The 18,026-nt window shown below is 70.3% G+C and carries 17 protein-coding genes; 5 read left to right on the top strand and 12 right to left on the bottom strand.

Annotated features, from left to right (window positions below):
- Positions 1 to 40: 40 nt before the first annotated feature.
- Positions 41 to 2,551, bottom strand: coding sequence for an MMPL family transporter (locus tag FVP77_RS00175; protein WP_147892707.1), 2,511 nt, complete (start codon positions 2,549 to 2,551; stop codon positions 41 to 43).
- 106 nt (positions 2,552 to 2,657) lie between these two features.
- Between FVP77_RS00175 and FVP77_RS00170 the strand changes: the two genes are divergently transcribed.
- Entirely contained in the window at positions 2,658 to 3,230 is a 573-nt protein-coding gene (locus FVP77_RS00170) for a TetR/AcrR family transcriptional regulator (RefSeq protein WP_147892706.1), read from the top strand.
- A 100-nt stretch (positions 3,231 to 3,330) separates the two neighbouring features.
- Here the strand turns inward: FVP77_RS00170 and xylB are convergent, their stop codons facing one another.
- Entirely contained in the window at positions 3,331 to 4,728 is a 1,398-nt protein-coding gene (xylB, locus tag FVP77_RS00165; protein ID WP_147892705.1) for a xylulokinase, read from the bottom strand.
- A 112-nt stretch (positions 4,729 to 4,840) separates the two neighbouring features.
- Entirely contained in the window at positions 4,841 to 6,031 is a 1,191-nt protein-coding gene (xylA, locus tag FVP77_RS00160) for a xylose isomerase (protein WP_147892704.1), read from the bottom strand.
- A gap of 109 nt (positions 6,032 to 6,140) precedes the next feature.
- Here xylA and FVP77_RS00155 point away from each other — a divergent pair, with 109 nt between their 5' ends.
- Positions 6,141 to 7,301 (top strand): ROK family transcriptional regulator, encoded by a 1,161-nt coding sequence (locus FVP77_RS00155; protein ID WP_147892703.1) that lies wholly within the window; start codon positions 6,141 to 6,143, stop codon positions 7,299 to 7,301.
- Positions 7,302 to 7,308: 7 nt separating this feature from the next.
- Here FVP77_RS00155 and FVP77_RS00150 read toward each other — a convergent pair whose 3' ends face one another.
- Genes FVP77_RS00150 through FVP77_RS00135 form a run of 4 tightly spaced genes read right to left on the bottom strand, consistent with a single transcriptional unit; the run spans position 7,309 to position 12,812 of the window.
- Positions 7,309 to 9,591 carry a beta-xylosidase/alpha-l-arabinosidase gene (locus tag FVP77_RS00150; protein ID WP_147892702.1) on the bottom strand — a complete coding sequence of 761 codons (2,283 nt, stop codon included), beginning with the start codon at positions 9,589 to 9,591 and terminating at the stop codon, positions 7,309 to 7,311.
- A 26-nt stretch (positions 9,592 to 9,617) separates the two neighbouring features.
- Positions 9,618 to 10,499 (bottom strand): carbohydrate ABC transporter permease, encoded by an 882-nt coding sequence (locus tag FVP77_RS00145; protein ID WP_147892701.1) that lies wholly within the window; start codon positions 10,497 to 10,499, stop codon positions 9,618 to 9,620.
- Positions 10,496 to 11,515: a carbohydrate ABC transporter permease gene (locus tag FVP77_RS00140; RefSeq protein ID WP_147892700.1), complete on the bottom strand. Its 1,020-nt coding sequence runs from the start codon at positions 11,513 to 11,515 to the stop codon at positions 10,496 to 10,498. Before FVP77_RS00140 ends, FVP77_RS00145 begins: the two co-directional genes overlap by 4 nt.
- A gap of 10 nt (positions 11,516 to 11,525) precedes the next feature.
- Positions 11,526 to 12,812 (bottom strand): ABC transporter substrate-binding protein, encoded by a 1,287-nt coding sequence (locus tag FVP77_RS00135; protein WP_147892699.1) that lies wholly within the window; start codon positions 12,810 to 12,812, stop codon positions 11,526 to 11,528.
- A 170-nt stretch (positions 12,813 to 12,982) separates the two neighbouring features.
- On the opposite strand from FVP77_RS00135, the gene FVP77_RS00130 reads away from it, so the two are divergent.
- Positions 12,983 to 14,008 (top strand): LacI family DNA-binding transcriptional regulator, encoded by a 1,026-nt coding sequence (locus FVP77_RS00130; RefSeq protein WP_147892698.1) that lies wholly within the window; start codon positions 12,983 to 12,985, stop codon positions 14,006 to 14,008.
- 9 nt (positions 14,009 to 14,017) lie between these two features.
- On the opposite strand, the gene FVP77_RS16665 is transcribed toward FVP77_RS00130, so the two are convergent.
- Positions 14,018 to 14,164 (bottom strand): hypothetical protein, encoded by a 147-nt coding sequence (locus tag FVP77_RS16665; RefSeq protein WP_187266756.1) that lies wholly within the window; start codon positions 14,162 to 14,164, stop codon positions 14,018 to 14,020.
- 120 nt (positions 14,165 to 14,284) lie between these two features.
- Between FVP77_RS16665 and FVP77_RS00125 the strand changes: the two genes are divergently transcribed.
- A complete protein-coding gene (locus FVP77_RS00125) occupies positions 14,285 to 14,614 on the top strand; it encodes a DUF7882 family protein (protein WP_147892697.1) in 330 nt (109 codons plus the stop codon).
- 14 nt (positions 14,615 to 14,628) lie between these two features.
- Here the strand turns inward: FVP77_RS00125 and FVP77_RS00120 are convergent, their stop codons facing one another.
- On the bottom strand, positions 14,629 to 14,946 hold the full coding sequence (locus FVP77_RS00120; RefSeq protein ID WP_147892696.1) for a DUF7882 family protein: 318 nt from the start codon (positions 14,944 to 14,946) through the stop codon (positions 14,629 to 14,631).
- A 99-nt stretch (positions 14,947 to 15,045) separates the two neighbouring features.
- On the opposite strand from FVP77_RS00120, the gene FVP77_RS00115 reads away from it, so the two are divergent.
- Positions 15,046 to 15,366, top strand: coding sequence for a DUF7882 family protein (locus FVP77_RS00115; protein WP_147892695.1), 321 nt, complete (start codon positions 15,046 to 15,048; stop codon positions 15,364 to 15,366).
- Between the two features lie 9 nt (positions 15,367 to 15,375).
- On the opposite strand, the gene FVP77_RS00110 is transcribed toward FVP77_RS00115, so the two are convergent.
- The 3 genes from FVP77_RS00110 to FVP77_RS00100 all read right to left on the bottom strand — a co-directional run bounded on the left by FVP77_RS00110 (position 15,376) and on the right by FVP77_RS00100 (position 18,010).
- On the bottom strand, positions 15,376 to 15,627 hold the full coding sequence (locus tag FVP77_RS00110) for a hypothetical protein (RefSeq protein ID WP_147892694.1): 252 nt from the start codon (positions 15,625 to 15,627) through the stop codon (positions 15,376 to 15,378).
- Between the two features lie 85 nt (positions 15,628 to 15,712).
- The gene (locus FVP77_RS00105; protein WP_147892693.1) at positions 15,713 to 16,249 is read right to left on the bottom strand and encodes a MarR family winged helix-turn-helix transcriptional regulator; all 537 of its coding nucleotides are present in this window, start codon (positions 16,247 to 16,249) and stop codon (positions 15,713 to 15,715) included.
- A 57-nt stretch (positions 16,250 to 16,306) separates the two neighbouring features.
- On the bottom strand, positions 16,307 to 18,010 hold the full coding sequence (locus FVP77_RS00100; protein WP_147892692.1) for a long-chain-fatty-acid--CoA ligase: 1,704 nt from the start codon (positions 18,008 to 18,010) through the stop codon (positions 16,307 to 16,309).
- Positions 18,011 to 18,026: the final 16 nt, after the last annotated feature.

The raw sequence follows: 18,026 nt of genomic DNA, 5'->3' as shown, positions 1-18,026 counted from the left end.
CACCGCCTCGCGCCCACCGCCTCGCGCCCACCGTCGGGGGTCAGTGATGCACGGGGTGGCGGCGCTCCAGTGCCGAGCCCTCGACGTCGACGTTGGGCGTGATCCTGTCGAGCCAGCGGGGCAGCCACCACGCGGAACGGCCGAGCAGGTGCATGATCGCGGGCATCAACAGCATCCGAACGATGAACGCGTCGAACAGCACGCCGAGCGAGAGCCCGAGACCCATCGATTTGATGATCACCGACTCGCTCGTGATGAAGCCGCCGAACACCGCGATCATGATCAGCGCCGCGGCGATGACGACCGTGCGACCGGCGCGGAAGCCCTGGGCGACCGCGAGACGCGCGGGGGCGCCGTGCATGTACGCCTCGCGCATGCCCGTGGCCAGGAACAGCTGATAGTCCATCGCCAGCCCGAAGAGGATGCCGACGAGGATCACCGGCAGGAAGCTCAGGATCGGTCCGGGGTTGTGCACGCCGAGCAGGTCGGCGAACCAGCCCCACTGGAACACCGCGGTCACCGCGCCGTACGTCGCGAACAGCGAGAGCACGAACCCGGCGGTGGCGATGAGCGGAACGAGGATCGAGCGGAACACCATGATCATGATGAGGAACGACAGCCCGACCACCACGACGAGGTAGACCGGCAGCACGTCGGCGAGGCCCTCCGAGATGTCGATGTTGATCGCCGCCTGGCCCGCGACCCCGAGCGCGATGTCGCCGTCGACGGGCGGGAGCTGGCGGAGGTCGCGCACGAGCGTCTCGGTCGAGACGCTGTTCGGGCCCTCGGCGGGAACCACCTGGAACGCGCCGATGCGGTTGTCGTCCGAGACGGCCACCGGGGCGACCGCGACGACGGCGTCCTGATCGGCGAGCGTCCGGGCGACGTTCAGCTGCGCGTCGAGCACCTGGTCGTCGTCGAGGCCGTCGGGGAAGGTCGCGACCACGAGCAGCGGTCCGTTCACGCCCTCGCCGAACGCGTCCTGCGTAAGCGTGTAGGCGCGGTACGCGGTGGAGTCCTCGGCCTCCGAGCCGCCGTCGGGAAGACCGAGACGCATCGACAGCGCGGGGATCGCGACGACGAGCAGCGCCACCACGGCGACGACGGCGGTCACGACCGCCCGCAGAGTCGACATCGGACGAACGCGCGTGCGCGGCGTCTCGGGCTGCCCCGAGGCGGATGCTGCGGCCGCAGCTTCGGCGCGGGCGCGGGCGCGGCGTCCGAGCACCCGGGTGCCGGCGAGACCGAGCAGCGCCGGGGTGAGCGAGACCGCGATCAGCACGGCCACCGCGACACTGATCGCGCCCGCCGTGCCCATCAGCCCGAGGAACGGGATGCCGGTGATGTTGAGCGCCAGGAGCGCCACGATCACCGTGGTGCCGGCGAAGACCACCGCGTTGCCGGCGGTGCCGTTCGCGAGCCCCACCGACTCGCGCACCTCGGCGCCCTGGAGAAGCTGCTTGCGGTGTCGGTAGAGGATGAAGAGGGAGTAGTCGATGCCCACCGCGAGGCCGAGCATGACACCGAGGATCGGGGTGACCGAGGCCATCTGCACGACGCCCGAGAACGACAGCGTCGCCATCGCGCCGATGCCGACCCCCACGATCGCGGTGATGAGGGGGAAGGCGGCGGCCAGGAGCGATCCGAGCACGACGACGAGCACGATCGCGGCGATCGCGACGCCGACGACCTCGCCGACACCGAGGATCTCCGGCACTCCCTGCGAGATGTCGGTCGAGAAGGCGACCTCGACCCCATCGACGGGTGCGGACTCGAAGTGCTCCACGACAGCATCCTTCGACTCCTGGGACAGTTCGAGCCGGGGCTCGGTGAAGGAGACGTTGACGAGCGCCGTGGCTCCGTCGTCCGACAGCACGCCGATGCCGTCGGCGAGCGAGAGCAGATCCGCTCCACGTTGGAGCTCGGCCTCGTTCTCGTCGATCGTGGCGAGACCGTCGGTCAGCTGCTGCTGCTGGGCGTCGAGCTGGGCGCGCTGCGCGTCGAGCTGCGCCTGCTGCGCATCGATCTCGGTCGTGGGGAACCCGGCCGCCTCGGCCTGCGCCTTCGCCGCGTCGAGCTGGGCCTGGCCCGCCTCGAGCTGGGCGCGGCCGGCGTCGAGCTGGGCCTGGCCGTTCTCCGCCTGCTCACGCGCGGCGTCGATCTGCGCCTGACCGTCGGTGACCTGGGCGGCCTGGTCGGCGAGTTGCTGCGCGGCGGCGAACGGATCGATCACGTCGGCGACGTCGGGGAGGTCTGTCGCCGACTCGGCGAGAGAGGTGATCTCGGCGCGCTGCGCGTCGGTGAACGGCGATCCGTCGGTGGTGTGGAAGACGACCTGACCCGAGGCGCCGCTGAAGTCGGGCAGGTCCTCCTGCAGTTGGGCGATGACGTCGCCCGAAGCGGTGCCGGGGATGTCGAAGCTCGAGCTGAGCCCCTTGAAGCCGACGGCGAAGCCGGCGCCGGCGATCCCGAGGATCACCAACCACGCGACGATCACCGTCCACGCGCGGCGCGCGGCGAAGGTTCCCAGGCGGTGAAGCAGCTCGGCCATTGTCGTCCTCTGATCCGCGGGCAGACCCCACGGAGGAGGCGCCTCGACTCCGATAAGCGTGGCTAAGATAACACGGACCGTCTCGTCTTCAGTGAGAGGAGCCCGTATGCCCCTTCCCCGCAGCGGACCCGTGCGCAGCGAAGCCGCGCGTCTATCGATCCTCGAGGCGACCGCCGCCCTCATCGCCGAGCGCGGCTACGACCACCTCACGATGGAGGGCATCGCCGCTCGCGCGGGTGTCGGCAAGCAGACGATCTACCGCTGGTGGCCGTCGAAGGGCGCCGTGACGGCGGAGTGCCTCTTCGAGGGGATGCTCGTTCCCGGGCGGTTTCAGCTGCCGCACACCGGTGACGTCCGACGCGACCTCGCGAGTTGGCTGGGAGAGATCTTCGGCTATCTCGGCAGCGAGCAGGGCGAGAGCATCCTGCGCTCGCTGATCGGCGCCGCCGCCGAGAACGCCGACGTCGGTCGACGCCTTCGCGACGCGCTCTTCCGCGCCGACTCGCTCTCAGCGCGCCTCACGGCGGCCATCGGCACGACCTCGAACCTGCCGCCCGACGCCCCCGTCGAAGAGCTCGCCGAGGCGCTCATCGGTGCGGTGCTGCTGCGCGCCCTGAGCCGCGAGCCGGTCGCCCCCGGCGACGCCGAGCGCCTCCTCGACGCGGTGCTCGGGCGCTGAGCCTCAGCGCGCCGTCGCCGAGAGTGCCCGTTCCTGCCATCGGCGCCCGAAAAAGCGGGCACGTTCGGCCGAAACGGGCACCGTCGGCGGCGAAGGAGCGTCAGCGCGACTCGGCGGCGCGAAGGGCGGCGATCTCGTCGTAGCGGGAACGGATGCTGCGACGCGTGTCGTGCGGAGGTTCGCGGTCGACCGCGACCGGCCATCCCGGGCGCGCACCCGTGAGCGCCCACGCCGCCTGGCGCGCAGCCCCCAGGGCCACGTACTCCCCCGGCGCCGGGACGGCGACGGGGGCATCGAAGACCTGCCCGGCGATCACGGCGACACCCTCATTGCGCGCGGCGCCCCCCACGAGCAGCACGCGTCGCGCCTCGACGCCGAGCGAACGGATCGCGTCGAGCCCGGTCGCGAGCCCCGCGAGCATGCCCTCGATCGCCGCACGGGCCAGGTCGGATCGCGTGGTGTTCGCCAGCGACAGGCCCGAGATCGACGCCCGCGCCCCCGGCAGGTTCGGCGTGCGCTCGCCCTCGAACCACGGGACGAGCACCATTCCGCCCGCGCCGGGCTCCGCCTCCAGCGCGAGGGCGCCCAGCCTCTCGTGCGAGACGTCGAGGAGCCGTGCGGTGGCATCGAGCACGCGTGCCGCGTTGAGGGTGGCCACCAGCGGCAGATAGCCTCCGGCGGCGTCGGCGAATCCGGCGACGGTCCCCGATGCATCCGTCACCGGATCCTCGGTCACCGCGAACACCGTCCCCGACGTGCCCAGCGAGACGACCACGTCGCCGGGCTTCGCGTCGAGTCCGAGGGCAGCTCCCGCGTTGTCGCCGGCGCCCGCGGCGACGACCGCGCCGTCGGCCGTCGTCCCCGCGCTCTCCTGCGGGTCGAGCACACGCGGCAGCACCGCATCGTGACCGAGCGCTCGCACGAGCAGCTCGCGGTCGTAGCCCGCGGCCCCCCAGTAGGCCGTGCCCGACGCCTCCGACCTGTCGGTGGTCAGCGCGTCGAGGTCGGGTCGCCCGGGGCCGTAGCCCCGCAGGCGCCAGGTCAGCCAGTCGTGCGGCAGGGCGACGGCGGCCACGCGCGCAGCCGCCTCGGGCTCGGCGTCGCGCAGCCAGCGGAGCTTCGTCGCGGTGAAGGAGGCCACCGGCACCACGCCGGTGCGGCGTGCGTACTCTCCGGCGCCCACCTCGGCGACGAGGTCGGCGGCCGCCTGTCCCGAACGCGTGTCGTTCCACAGCAGCGCGGGTCGGATCACACGACCGTCGGCATCGAGCGCGACCATGCCGTGCTGCTGTCCCGCGACCGACACCGCGGCGATGTCGGCGAACCCGCCGGCATCGGCGATCGCCGACTGCAGGGCCGTCCACCACGCCTCGGGATCGACCTCGGTGCCGTCGGGGTGCGACGCGCGCCCCTCCCGCACGATGAGCCCGGTGGCAGCATCCACCACGACGACCTTGCACGACTGCGTCGACGAATCGACTCCTGCGACGAGCGTCATCGCGCTCTCCTTCTGTTCACGTCGAACGTCTCGACTGAAAGCCCAAGACACCCGGGCGGCGCGATGGTCGCGCCCGGGTGTCTTGGACTCTCGATGGGTGGCGGATGCGGGGTCAGCCGCGGGCGCCGAGCAGGTGCTCGGTCGCGAGCTGCTGCAGGCGCACGAAGCCGAAGCCGTGTCCGCCGAGGTACGCATCGGCGTCGAAGTCCTCGTAGGCCGAGCGATCGGCGAGGAAGTCGTCGTAGGTCTCGCCCTCGTTGAGGGTGGGCTGCGACAGCTCGGCGACCTTAGCCGCGGCGAGCGCCTCCTGCACCTCGGGGTCGGCGCGGAAGGCCGCGGCGCGCTCCTTCAGAAGGAGGTAGGTGTGCATGTTCGCCTTGGCGGAGTCCCACACGCCCGTCTCGTCCTCGGTGCGGCTGGGCTTGTAGTCGAAGTGACGCGGACCGTCGTAGGCGGGGACGCCGCCCGGGCCGCCGTTCTCGAGCAGATCGACCAGCGCGAACGCGTTGTGCAGGTCGCCGTGACCGAAGACGAGGTCCTGGTCGTACTTGATGCCGCGCTGGCCGTTGAGGTCGATGTGGAAGAGCTTGCCGTGGTACAGCGCCTGGGCGATGCCGGCGGAGAAGTTGAGCCCGGCCATCTGCTCGTGGCCGACCTCCGGGTTGACGCCCACGAGCTCGGGGCGCTCGAGCGAGTCGATGAAGGCGATCGCGTGTCCGAGCGTCGGCAGGAGGATGTCGCCGCGGGGCTCGTTGGGCTTGGGCTCGATCGCGAACCGGATGTCGTATCCCTTGTCGGTGACGTAGTCGCCGAGGAGGTTCACGGCCTCGCGGTAGCGCTCGAGCGCGGCGCGGATGTCTTTCGCCGAGTCGTACTCGGCACCCTCGCGGCCGCCCCACATGACGAACGTCTTGGCGCCGAGCTCGGCACCGAGGTCGAGCTGGCGGAAGACCTTGCGCAGGGCGAAGCGACGCACGTCGCGGTCGTTGGAGGTGAAGCCGCCGTCTTTGAAGACCGGAGCGCTGAAGAGGTTGGTCGTGACCATCGGGACGATCAGGCCGGTGTCGGACAGCGCGCCCTTGAGGCGGTCGATCTGCGTCTGGCGCTCGGCGTCGGTCGACCCGAACGCGAACAGGTCGTCGTCGTGGAACGTGAGGCCGTAGGCGCCCAGCTCGGCGAGCTTCTCCACGGCGTGCACCACGTCGAGGGCGGGGCGGGTGGGACCGCCGAAGGGGTCGGTGCCGTTGTAGCCGACGGTCCAGAGACCGAAGGAGAACTTGTCAGCGCGGGTGGGGGTGGTCATGGGGGCTCCTGCTCGACCTTGAACAAATATGTTGGCCTTAACAACCTAATCCATCCGATCGGTCGCGTCCAGTACCGGCGCGGCGGCCGTCCTCTGGCACAGTAGAGGCGTGAGCGAAGCGGCGGCGAGAGGGGACGGCGTCCGGCGCGCCAACCTCTCGCGCATCCTGCGCCTCGTGCACCTCGACGGACCGCGGTCGCGGGCCGCCCTCACCGAGGCGACGGGCCTGAACCGATCCACGATCGCCGCGCTCGTCGGCGAGCTCGTCGACGCGGGTCTCGTCGAGGAGCTCGCGCCCGATTCGCTCGGCCGTGTCGGGCGCCCCTCCCCCGTCGTCGCGCCCGACGGCCGCGTGGTCGCGATCGCCGTCAACCCCGAAGTCGATGCGACGACGATCGCCGCCGTCGGTCTCGACCGGCGCGTGGTCGCACGCGACCGCATCGAGACGGCGGGGCCCCCCACGCCCGAGGAGACCGCGGCCCTCGTCGCGACGCACCTCGGCGCGTGGCGCACCGGCATCCTCCGCGACAGCCGCATCGAGGGCATCGGGCTCGCGGTGCCGGGGCTCGTGCGCTCCGCGGACGGGCTCGTCCGGATCGCCCCGCACCTCGGATGGACCGACGCACCGCTGCGCGACCTCGTGGCCGAAGCGACGGGCCTGTACACCGCGGTCGGCAACGACGCGAGCCTCGGAGCACTGGCCGAGCACCTGTTCGGCGCCGCCCGCGGGGCCGACGACGTCATCTACCTCAACGGCGGAGCGAGCGGCATCGGCGGCGGGCTGATCGTGCACGGGGTGCCCGTCGGGGGCGCCGGCGGCTACGCGGGCGAGTTCGGCCAGAACCGCCCCGCGGCCGGTGGCGACCGCCGCGCGACGGAGGGCGTGCTCGAAGACGAGGTCAGCCGTTCGCGGCTGCTCGCGGCGGTGGGCCTGGAGAGCTCCGACGAACCCACGCTCGCGGCGGCCCTCGCCTCGGCGACGGCGCCCGGCGTGGCCGAGGAGGTCGCCCGGCAGCGCCGCATCCTCGTCACCGCCCTCGCCAACGCCGTCAACGTCCTGAACCCGGCCGTGGTGGTGCTCGGCGGGTTCCTGGCCACGATCGCCGCCGATGCGATCCCCTCCCTCGTCGAGGGCGTCCGGGCTCAGTCCATGCCCGGAGTGGCCGACGCGCTCGAGCTGCGGCTCGCGGTGCTCGCCGAGGATCGGCTGCTCATCGGAGCCGCCGAGCTCGCCTTCGCCGAGCTCCTTCGCGCACCCTCGCCCGCCTGAGCGCTGCTCAGACCGACACCGACGCGCGATCGATGCGGGCGACCACGAGACGCGCGTCGGCCGGTGCGACCTCGTGGACGTCGCCGACGACGCGCAGCAGGGCGGTCGCCTCCTTCTCGGCGCACGAGGGACCGACCCACAGCTCGACGTCGCCGGGCTCGACGATGCGGCGCATCGATGCATCGCTGAAGGCCAGGCGCGTCGTGGGAACCTCGAACACCACCCGCACCTCTTCGCCCGGGGCGAGGTCCACTCGCTGGTAGCCGACGAGCTGCGCCACCGGGCGGGTGACGCTGGCGAACAGATCGCGCGCGTAGAGCTGCACCAGCTCGGTCCCCGCGACGGCACCGGTGTTGCGCACGGTCACCGCGGCCGAGAACGACGCCCCCGCCGGCGCCTCGTCGGGGATGCGGAGATCGCGGCGCTCGAACGTGGTGTAGCCCAGCCCATGACCGAACGGCAGCGTCGGGGAGCTGTCGGCGCTCGTGATCTCCGAATCCCCGCCGAGGATCGGATGCAGGTAGCTGAACGGCTGCGCACCGGCTGAGCGGGGCAGCGACACCGGCAGATGCCCCGACGGGTTCACACGGCCCGAGAGAACCGCGGCGATGGCCTCACCCCCGGCCTCGCCCGGGAAGAACGCCTGCAGGACGGCTGCGGGGCGGCGGTCGCCGTCGAACGCCCAGTCGATGGCGTACGGGCGACCGGTGAGCAGCACCGCGACCACCGGCGTTCCGGTGGCGACGAGCGCCTCGACGAGCTCTCGCTGCAGCCCGGGGAGGTCGAGGCTCTCGCGGTCGTTGCCCTCACCGACGGTTCCGCGGCCGAAGAGTCCGGCGCGGTCGCCGACGACGACGATCGCGACGTCTGCCTCGCGCGCGATCCTCTCCGCTTCGGCGAAGCCCGTTCGATCGGCGCCCTCGACGTCGCATCCGGTCGCCGCGGTGATCTCCGCCCCGGCGAATTCGAGACGGAGGGCGTCGAGCACTGTCGGGATCTCGATGCCGAGCGGGGTGCCCGGGTGGTGGGCGAGCACGTGGTTGACGAACGAGTAGCAGCCCATCAGGGGCTCGGATGCTGCGGCGTTCGGGCCGATGACGGCGACCCGCCGCGGCCCGGTCACGGGCAGCGTCCCATCGTTGGCGAGCAGAACGACCGACTCCTCGGCGAGGCGCCGGGCGATGTCGCGATGAGCGGGGGTGTCGAGGTCGACCGACGTCGGAGGCTCGGCGAAGGTCTCGTCGAGCAGCCCGAGCTGTTCCTTCTGAGCGAGCACCCGCAGCACGGCACGATCGACGAGCGCCTCGTCGATCCTTCCCGAGCGCACCCCCTCCGCCAGCGGGGCGAGGAACGCGTCGCCGGTGGGGAGCTCGACGTCGATGCCCGCCCGGAGGGCGAGCTCGGCGGCCGCGCCCAGGTCGGCGGCGACGGCGTGCATCGTGTGGAGGAACGCCACCGAGAAGTAGTCCGACACGACCACGCCGTCGAAACCCCACTGGTCGCGGAGGATCCCCTCGAGGTAGCGCGGGGTCGCTCCGACGGGCTCGCCGTCGATCTCGGCGTAGGAGTTCATGACCGACCGCGCCCCTCCGTCGCGGATCGCCATCTCGAACGGCGGCAGGAAGACGTCGGCGATCTCCCGCGGACCGGCGTGCACCGGGGCGTGGTTGCGCCCCGCCTGCGACGCCGAGTACCCCACGAAGTGCTTCAGCGTGGCGTGCACACCGGTGCTCTGCAGGCCGCTCACGTACGCCGACCCCACCGTTCCGACCAGGTACGGGTCTTCGCCGATGCACTCGTCGACCCGCCCCCACCGGGGATCGCGGACGACGTCGAGCACCGGCGCGAGACCCTGATGGATCCCGAGCTCCCGCATCGATCCCCCGATCGCACGACCCATCTCCTCGACGAGGTCGGGGTCGAACGCTGCTCCCCACGCGAGCGGGGTCGGGAAGGTCGCGGCTGTCCACGCCGCGAGCCCGGTGAGGCACTCCTCGTGCACGAGCGCGGGGATGCCCAGTCGGGTCTCGGTCTTCAGCCGCCGCTGCTCGCCCCACAGCCAGGCGGCGCGCTCGACCGGGTCGACCGGACGTGTGCCGTAGACGCGGGTCAGGTGCCCGAGGCCGTGCACGGTGGCGTCGGCGTAGGTGGTGGCCGTGGCCATCTCGCCGGCCATCGGCGCCACGACCTCGTCGCCCTGGTCCACCCAGAAGCCGACCAGCTGGCCGAGCTTCTCGTCGAGTGTCATCTGCGCCCACAGCGCGCGTACGCGCGGCGAAGCGCCGGTCATCGTCGGATCTATCACTGCGAGCCCTCTCAGCCCTTGACCGCGCCGGTCAGTCCGCCGACGATGCGGCGCTCGAACAGGCTGAAGAACACCAGCGCCGGGATCATCGACAACGAGGTGAAGGCGAGCACCCGGGCGGTGTCGACCGAGTACTGCGACGAGAACGCCTGCACCCCCAGCGGCAGAGTGAACGTCGCCTCGTTGTTCAGGATGAACAGCGGCAGGAGGTAGCTGTTCCAGCTGCCGATGAACGCGAGGATGCCGGTGGTGATGACGCCGGGCATCGACAGCGGGATCACCATCCGCCAGAAGAACCCGATGCGGCTCGCCCCGTCGATGAAGGCGGCCTCTTCGATCTCGTCGGGAATGGCCCGCAGGAACGGCACGAGGATGATGATCGTCGTCGGCAGCGCGAACGCGATCTGCGGGAGGATCACCCCGGGGAGCGAGTTCATCAGTCCGAGGTTGCGCACCACGATGTACAGCGGCGTGATCGCGACCGTGATGGGGAACATCAGACCGGCGGCGAAGAGCGCGTAGAGCACCCCGCGTCCGCGGAATCGGTACCGCGCGAGCACGTAGCTCGCCATGAGGCCGAGGATGACCGCCCCGGCCGTCGTGGTCAGAGCGGCGATGGCGGAGTTGAGCACCTGTCGCCAGAAGATCCCGCCCTGCAGCACGCTGAGGTAGTTCTCCACCAGCCACGGACCGGGGAATCCTGCGGGGTCGGTGGTGATCTGCGAGTTCGACCGGAATCCGCCGAGCACGATGTAGGCGACGGGAGCCAGGAGCAGCGCGATCACCACGAGCGCGAGGAAGTAGACGAACGGGTTCCCCCACGGAAGCTTCGGACGGTCGCGGTTCTTCCGCCCGCCGGTGCGCGTCGTCACGACGGCTGTCGCAGTGCTCATCGGCGTTTCCCTCCGGTCAGTGCGCCCTGCGTGTCGCGCCGCAGCACGAAGCGCTGATAGATCAGCGCGACGACGAGCGAGATCACGAAGATGACGACGGCGACGGCGTTGCCGTAGCCGTAGTTGCCGGCGTTGCGTCCCTCGGAGACCATGTAGGTCGCCATGGTGGACGTCCCCGCCGTGGAGGCCACGTACTGCCCCCAGATGATGTACACGAGATCGAACAGCTGCAGCGAGCCGATGATCGACAGGAACGCCCAGATGCGCAGCGTGGGTCCGAGCAGCGGAAGCGTGATCCGCCACTGGATCTGCCAGTACGAGGCACCGTCGATGGCGGCCGCCTCCGAGAGCTCCTCGGGGATGCCCTGGAGCCCGGCGAGGAAGAGGATGACGGCGAAGCCGACGTACTTCCACGTGATGATGACCATGAGGGTCCAGATGGCGAGAGACGGGTTGGCGAGCCAGTCCTGCTCGAGGCTGCTCAGACCGAGGTTCGCGAGCAGGCCGTTCAGGGCCCCCTGCTGCTGGAGCATGAGACTCCAGCCGACCCCGACCACCACTTCGGCGATGACGTAGGGGACGAAGATGAGCACGCGGATGATCGACTGCCCGCGCATCCGGCGGTTCAGCAGCAGCGCGAGGATGAGCGCCACCGGGCCCTGCAGCACGAGGGAGGCAACGACGATGAAGGCGTTGTGCCCCAGGGCTTCGTGGAAGTTCCTGTCCTGCAGGATGATCAGGTAGTTGTCGAACCCGACGAAATCGGTCGGCGCCCCGTAGCCCTTCCAGTTGAAAAAGCCGTAGTAGGCGGCGGCGACGACGGGGAAGATGACGAAGCCGAGGAAGACGAGGAGCGCGGGACCGACGAGGAGCGCGATCTCGATGCGCCCCGCCCAGCCGATGCCCTTGGGGCGCCGGCCGACCGGCGGGAGCGACGTGGTGACGTCGCCCCCGCCGTGTCCCGCGACCTCGACGGAAGCCGGGGGCTCCGTGGTCGATGTGTCGCGGACGTGCATGTGCGGTGTCCTAGCCCTTCGCCGCGGCGGCGTTGACCGCGTCGACGAGCTCCTGCGGCCCGCTCTGTCCGGCCAGCAGGTCGACCACGGCGACGTTCAGCGCGTTGCCGACGTTGAGTCCGTACACGGTGTCGAGCCACTGCGACACGTACGGGGCTGCGCTGTACGCCTCGATGATCTGCTGCAGGTAGGGCTCGGTGACGGCCTCCTGAGCGACCGTGTTCACCGGCGGAGCGGCGAAGGCCTTGTAGTACTCCACCTGCACGTCGGACGTGGCGAGATAGTTCAGGAAGTCGACGCACGCGTCGGGAGCACCGACAGAGCACGAGTACCCGTCGACACCGCCCATGATCGAGCCGGGCTCGCCGTCACCGCCCGAGACCTCGGGGAACGGGAACCAGGCGAGGTCCGGCAGCGGCTGCTGGTCGGGCGTGAGCGAGCTGATGACACCCGGGTTCCAGGCGCCCATGAGCTCCATGCCCGCCTGGCGGTTCGCCAGCAGACCGGCCGACGAGCCGGCGCCCTGCTGAGCGGACGTCGACAGGAAGCCCTCGTTGTACGGCTCGGTGTCGGCGAAGCTCTGGAGGTTCTCCGCGGCCTCCAGCCAGCACGGGTCGTCGAAGTTCATCTCCGAGGCGGCATCCGCCATCGCTTCGGGGCTGCAGGCGCGCAGCGCGAAGAAGTAGTACCAGTGCGCAGCGGGCCAGGCATCCTTGCCGCCGAGGGCGATCGGCGACACGCCGGTGGCCTTCAGTGCCTCGACATCGGCCTCGAGGTCGTCGATCGTCTCGGGGGTGCCCTCGATTCCCGCGGCGTCGAACAGATCCTGGCTGTAGAAGATGCCGCCGGGGAGCACGGCGACGGGCATCGCGTAGACCTTGCCGTCGAGCGTGTTGGCGCCGAACGACGCCTCGGGGATCTCGCTGGTCGCGGTGTCCGAGAGGAGGCCCGTGAGGTCCTTGACCTGACCTGCTTCGACCATGGCCGCCATCTTCCCGCCGCCGCGCTGCAGGAAGAGATCGGGCGCATCGCCGGAGTTGAGCGCCGTCTGCAGCTTGCCGTCGAGCTCCTCGTTCTGGAGCGCCTGGATCTCGATCGTCACGCCGGGGTTGGCCGCTTCGAAATCGGCGACCGTCTTCTTCCAGAACTCCTGTCCCGGGCCGGTCGAGGAGTTGTGCCAGAGGGTCATCGAGACGCTGCCGTCGGCGGACTCGGAGCCGCCTCCCGAGCATCCGGCGAGCGCGAGCGCTCCGGTGAGGGCGACGGCGACGCCTGCCCCGATTCTGCTGAGCTTCATGTGATCCACCTGTTCTCTTCATTGAGTGCGCGCTCTGTCGACGAGCGGCCGGGTCCTGTCCGTGCCGATGGTGCGGTGCGAGGGCCTGCGGACGCGTCCAGTGTCACCCGGCGTTTCGAGACCGTCAAACGTTTTCGAAATCATTTTCAATGGTCCTAGGATCGGGTCTCATGGCGAGAAGAGCGACGATTCACGACGTGGCCGCGGCGGCCGGCGTCTCGGTCGCGACGGTGTCGAAGGCGGTGAACGGCCGGTACGGCGTGGCCGACGCGACCGCCGCGCGCGTGCTCCAGGCGGTGTCCGATCTCGGATACGAGTCGAGCCTCGTGGCCAGCAGCATGCGGTCGAGACGCACCGGGGTGATCGGCGTCCTCGTCGCCGATTTCGAGCCCTTCAGCGCCGAGATCCTCAAGGGCGTCGGGTGGGGCCTGCGCGAGACGCACTACGATCTCCTCGCCTACAGCGGCTCGAGACAGCACTCCGACCAGGGGTGGGAGCGCCGATCGCTCAGCCGCCTCAGCGGCACGCTCATCGACGGCGTCATCATGGTCACCCCCACCGTGCTCGAGGTGAACACCGAGGTGCCGATCGTCGCGGTCGACCCGCACACCGGTCACGCCGATCTCCCGACCGTCGAATCCGACAGCTTCGCCGGCGCCCACCAGGCGACCACCTATCTCGTCGAGCTCGGCCACACCCGCATCGGTTTCCTCGCCGGGCGCCCCGACCTGCGCTCGTCGATCCTGCGCGAAGCCGGGTACCGTCGAGCGCTCTCGGATGCCGGGCTCCTCCACGATCCGCGTCTCACGCGCGTGGGCGGCTACCTCGCCGATGCGGTGGCCGTCGAGGCCCGCATCCTCCTGGAGACAGACCGGCCGCCCACCGCGGTCTTCGCAGCCAACGACATGTCGGCACTCGGGCTCATCCGCGTGGCCGAGCAACTCGGCATCGGGGTTCCCGAAGACCTGTCGGTGATCGGATTCGACGACATCCCCGACGCTTCGCAGTCCGCGATCCCCCTCACGACCGTCCGCCAGCCGATGCAGCGGCTCGGAGCCACTGCTGCCGCGATGCTGGTCGCACTCATGGCGGGACAGGCTCCGGAGCAGACGCACGTCGAGCTGCCCACGCGCCTCGTTCCACGCGCGACGACGGCGCCTCCGCGCGGCGCCATCACCGCACGGACGATCGCCTGATCGGCGGGTTCAGCGAGAGACGCGCGCGCGGCGGGGCACGAGCTCGCCGTCGACGACGTCGATAGCCGTCAGACCCGCGAAGACATCCGCGGGGTCGGTTGCGTCGTTGGGGTGCCCGTCGTTGTCGGACGCCGTGGGGCCAGGGTGTGTCGTCACAGCCGGGTTCTCCCTTCCGGTCATCACCCCACAATGACAGCCGCGTCTCGAACGGCCGGTCCCCTTGACAAGCTCGCAGGCGATGCGCATCCCCTCGCACCGCCCATTAGGGTGAGGCGTATGGGCACCATCTACTACGGCGGGTCGGCGACTCCCATCCAGATCGAGGACCGCGCGCTCGCGCATCTGAAGGTCGTGATCGCCACGAAGCTGCGTCGTGGCGAGAGCTTCACGGTCTCCTGGCGCCATCCCGACGACCAGCCGCACGGCCGCAGCACCCTGTGGCTGCACCCGTCGATCCCCCTGCGCTTCGTCTTCGACGACCCCGAGCCCGCGCTCCTGAGCCGGGAATGGGTGGAGGAGCTCGCCAATTCCGCCAACTCCTCGGGCGGGATCATGCTCGTCGCCGAGCTCTTCGACGTCGCGACGCCGGAGCCCAGCGCCAGCTGAGGCCGACGGCGGGGTCAGCCCTCTTCGACGAAGGAGTCCTCGGAGGGCTCCGGCACGATCGCCAGCCCGTTCGGGCCGCTGGCGACGAGCATCAGCTCCTCGACCCATGCCCGATTGATGCGGGGGCTGCGGCTGCCGAAGAAGTGGAACTGGATCGGCACCGACGGGTGCATCCAGAAGCTGCGCCGCCCGCTGCCGTCGCCCACCTCGATGTCGAACATGAACGACTCGGAGCGTCGCAGCTTGTTCATCACCACGATGCGAAGGTGCGCCAGCGTGCGGTCATCGATGTCGACCGAGTTGGCCATCGTGTCGTAGATGAATCTGCCCATATGGCGAGCCTACCCGTCGTCGCGGTCGTCCCTCTTGTCATCCCGACGCACCGCTCGCAAGCCCCCTCCGAGGATGCGACGACGGGGTAGCGTGACCGGGTGGGAACGATCTACTACGGAGACTCCTCGGCGCCGATCGAGATCGAGGACCGCGCGCTGGCGCACCTCAAGGTGGTCATAGCGACCAAACTGCGCAGGGGCGAGAGCTTCACCCTCTCGTGGACGCACACCGACGACGCCGAGCCCGGACGCAGCACGGTCTGGCTGCACCCGTCGATCCCTCTGCGGTTCGTGTTCGACGACCCCGAGCCGACGCTGTTGAGCCGCGCCTGGATCGAGGAGCTCGCGGCATCGGCGAACTCCTCCGGCGGCCTCATGCTGGTCGCCGAACCCACCGATGACAGCAGCCGATCCGCCTGAACCGAGAGGTCAGCGCTGGTCGAGCATCTCGCGCACGCCGTCCTCGAGCGCTGCCGGCACGACGAGCGGCCGGCCGGCGGTGAAGGCCTCCCACTCGCGCATGATGATCGTCTCGATCCTTGTGACCGACACGGTCGGGTAGTCGATGCACAGGCGTGAGACGACGGTCGCGAACGGCACGACTTCGACGCCCTCGATGACGACGCGCCCGTCGTCGTCCGAGGAGGCGGGCGTCGCCGCATCCGCACTTCTGGTCTCCATACGAGCCATGGTTCCACGGCCTCGCCGGACAGTCGAATGTTATTTCGATGCCTAGTCAAGCGAGCTACTTGCCCGCCTCACGACCTCACGGCAGAACGTCGGATGCGTCGTCCTCCGCCGGGTGCGCGTCCACCCGGTCGACGGCTTCCTGCAACCGGGAGAGGCACGACACCACGGCGGCGCTCTCCTCCGGGGTCATGTCGATGACGGCGGCCATCATGCGCCCGTGCATATCGCCGAGCGTCGCGCGCACCTCTTCGTCAGAACGGGCGGTGGCCACGACCCGGACACTTCGACGATCGGTGGGATGCGGCACCCGGACGACGTGCTTCGACCGCTCGAGGCGATCGATGATGGCCGTCGTGGAGGCCGTCGAGACGCCGAGGTAGCGGGTCAGCTCGCTCGGTGTGACCTGGCGGTCCTCGCGTGCCGCCTTCAGGAGGTATCGGAGGACGAGCAGTTCGTTCTCGCCCATCGACATCGAGTCGCGGGTGCGGCGACGCATCGCGACCTCGGCGGCGCGGTACAGGCGGAAGGCCTGGAGCACCTCCACCGCGCGCTGGCGCTGCCCCGCTTCGGTCGCGCCGTACCAGTAGCGCGAGTCGGTCTGTGCGTGTTCCACGGAGCAAATTCTATGTCAGCGCTCGCCGGCGGGGCCGGGCGAGTGCCGACATCGCCCCTATGCCTCGCCGAGCAGACGCGACCGCACCTCGCGCCGCAGCACCTTGCCGATGAGCGAACGAGGCAGATCCTCGACGACGAAGACGCGCTTGGGCACCTTGTAGGCCGCCAGTCGGGTGCGGCAGAAATCGCGCAGGGTGTTGACGTCGATCGTCGCACCGGGTCGCAGCACGACGGCCGCCGCGACGATCTCTCCGCCGTCGCGTCGCGGGAGGGCGACGACGGCGGCGTCGGCGACGTCGGGATGCTGCTGCAGCGTCTCCTCGACTTCGGTCGGCGACACGTTGAAGCCCCCCGTGATGATGAGCTCCTTCAGCCGGTCGACGATCGTGACGAAGCCGTCGGGCGCGACCGTGACGATGTCGCCGGAGCGCACCCACCCTCCCTCGAGGAGGGAGTCGGCCGACTCCCCCGGTCGGCGCCAGTAGCCCTGGAAGACCTGGGGGCCGCGGATGAGCAGTTCACCCGGCTCGCCGGCCTCGACGTCGACCGACGGGTCGTCGGGGTCGACCACCCGGATCTCGGTGCTCGGGAACGGGACCCCGACCGTCCCCGGACGTCGCGAGGGGCCGATGGGGTTGCCGAGCGCGACGGGCGAGGTCTCGGTCATGCCGTAACCCTCGACGAGCAGACCACCGGTGGCCTCCTCCCACCTCTCGACGGTCGCGACCGGGAGGCTCATCGCCCCCGAGATGGCGAATCTCACCGATGTCAGGTCGATCGACCCCTGCGCGGAGGCCCGCGAGAGCTGATCGTAGATGGGCGGCACGGCGGGGAGGAACGTCGGCGGGCTCTTCTTCGCCGCCTCCGACACCAGCGACACGTCGAAGGTGGGGAACAGCACGAGACGGGCTCCGATGCTCATCGCGAAGGTGAGGCAGAGGGTCATGCCATAGGCGTGGAAGAGCGGCAGCACGCCGTAGAAGGTCTCCTCGCCCTCGCGCAGACCCGGCACCCACGCCCGTCCCTGCATCGCGTTCGCGCGCAGATTGCCGTGCGTGAGGATCGCCCCCTTCGGCGACCCCGTCGTCCCGCTGGTGTACTGCAGCAGCGCGATGTCGTCGACCGACGGACGAGGCGTGCGCCGGGGAAGGCGCCGGCCGCCGACGAGCGAGTCCCACGAGACGGGATGCTTCGCCCGCGGCTTCGCGGTGAGCTTGGCCCGCGCTTCGCGCGCCTTCGCCACCGGGAGGCGCAGCGCCACCCGCTTGGACCACGGGAAGGCCTCGGTCATGTCGACCGCGACGATCTGCTCGGGACGGACGTCCTGCGGGAAGTCGTCGACGACGTCGTAGACCTTGTCCCAGACGATGGCGAACTTCGCCTCGTGGTCTTCGAACTGGTGACGCAGCTCCCGCGGGGTGTAGAGCGGGTTGTGCTCGACGACGATCGCCCCCAGGCGCAGCACCGCGTAGAAGGCCACCACGTGCTGCGGGCAGTTCGGGAGGATAAGGGCGACCCGATCGCCCTTGGCGACCCCCAGACGACAGAGTCCCTCGGCGGCCCTCTCGATCTGCTCGCCCAGATCGCGATAGGAGGTGACCGCGCCGAAGAACTCCAGAGCGGGAGCCTTGCCGTGCGTCTTGACGCTCGCCTCGATCATATCGGGGAGCGTTTCGACGACCTCGTCGATCTCGGCGGGGACCCCCGGAGCGTATGCGGCGAGCCAGACCTTCGACTCGTGCGGATTGGACGTCGCCACGGGCGGGCCTCCCTGG

The organism is Microbacterium hatanonis (assembly GCF_008017415.1).
In the GTDB taxonomy this organism is placed as follows: domain Bacteria; phylum Actinomycetota; class Actinomycetes; order Actinomycetales; family Microbacteriaceae; genus Microbacterium; species Microbacterium hatanonis.
The sequence above is the reverse complement of the archived record's forward strand: the minus strand, read 5'-3'. Positions and strand labels throughout refer to the sequence as shown.